General features: G+C 65.5%; 2 protein-coding genes. Both read right to left on the minus strand.

Features of this window, described 5'->3' with window-relative positions:
• Positions 1–833: PTS system mannose/fructose/sorbose family transporter subunit IID (locus DXC52_RS09875; protein WP_117565064.1), on the minus strand; the 833-nt coding region annotated here is incomplete at its 3' end.
• Positions 814–1,029 (minus strand): PTS sugar transporter subunit IIC (locus tag DXC52_RS09880; protein WP_147326485.1); only part of this gene is annotated, 216 nt, incomplete at its 5' end. The genes DXC52_RS09880 and DXC52_RS09875, both read right to left, overlap by 20 nt.

Genomic DNA, 1,029 nt, shown 5'->3' on the forward strand with positions numbered 1-1,029 from the left:
TACGCCAGCACGCCGAAGAACGCGCCGATGATGCCCACGACCATGGTGGCCACGATCAGCACCATGGGGTTGATCTTCTTGGACAGCAGCCAGTAGTACAGCCAGAAGGCGAGCATGCCGAGCATGCCGGGCATGATGCCGTCCAGGATGTCCTGGAGGGTCTGGGCGTCCTCGCCCGAGCCGATGGCCACCGGGATGCTGGCCCAGAACATGTCCTTGCACATGGCGCCCACGACCATGACGCCCACGATGCCCACGCAGGTCATGATCTTCTGCATGAGGCCGGTCCTCTGGGCCTCGTCCAGGAAGCCCACGCCCAGCTCGTAGCCCTTGACGGCGCCCCAGATGCGCAGCGCGAAGCCGGGGACGTTGTAGATGAGCAGGAAGGCGATGGGGCCGAAGGGGTTGCCGGCCTGGCACAGGCTGATGCCCACCGCGGCGGCGACCACGCGCAGCGTCGACAGGAAGATGGAGTCGCCGATGCCGGACAGCGGGCCCATGAGGGCGGCCTTGACGTCGTTGACGCTCTCGGGCTCGATCTCGCCGCGGGCGACCTTCTCCTCCATGGCCATCGCGATGCCGCCGACGAACGGGGCGAACTGGACGGTGATGTTGAAGAACGCGCAGTGGCGGTGCAGGGCCTCGGCGTAGTCGTCGGGGCGGCCGGCGTAGATCTTCTTGAGCATGTTGGCGACCATCAGGCAGAAGGCGATGTTCATCTGCTTGTAGTAGGTCCAGGAGAACTCCATGCCCAGGGCGCCGACGTTGACGGCGCTCTTGACGAGGTCGGAGCGCGTGATCTTGTTCTCGGGACTAGAAGTCATCGTCCTCATCCCCTTCCGCGGAGAGCTGGGGCTGGGCTCCGCCCAGGCCGAGCAGGTCGAACTTGTCGATGCCGATGATGATGGCGATCAGGGCGACGCCCAGGACGGGCACGTTGGCGTAGGAGCACAGCAGGAAGCCCAGGAAGTAGAAGGGCACGAGCTGCTTGGTGAGCACCAGGCGGCCGAGCATGGCGAAGCCCATGGC

Origin of the sequence: Collinsella sp. TF05-9AC, from assembly GCF_003438495.1 — a bacterium.
In the GTDB taxonomy this organism is placed as follows: Bacteria; Actinomycetota; Coriobacteriia; order Coriobacteriales; family Coriobacteriaceae; genus Collinsella.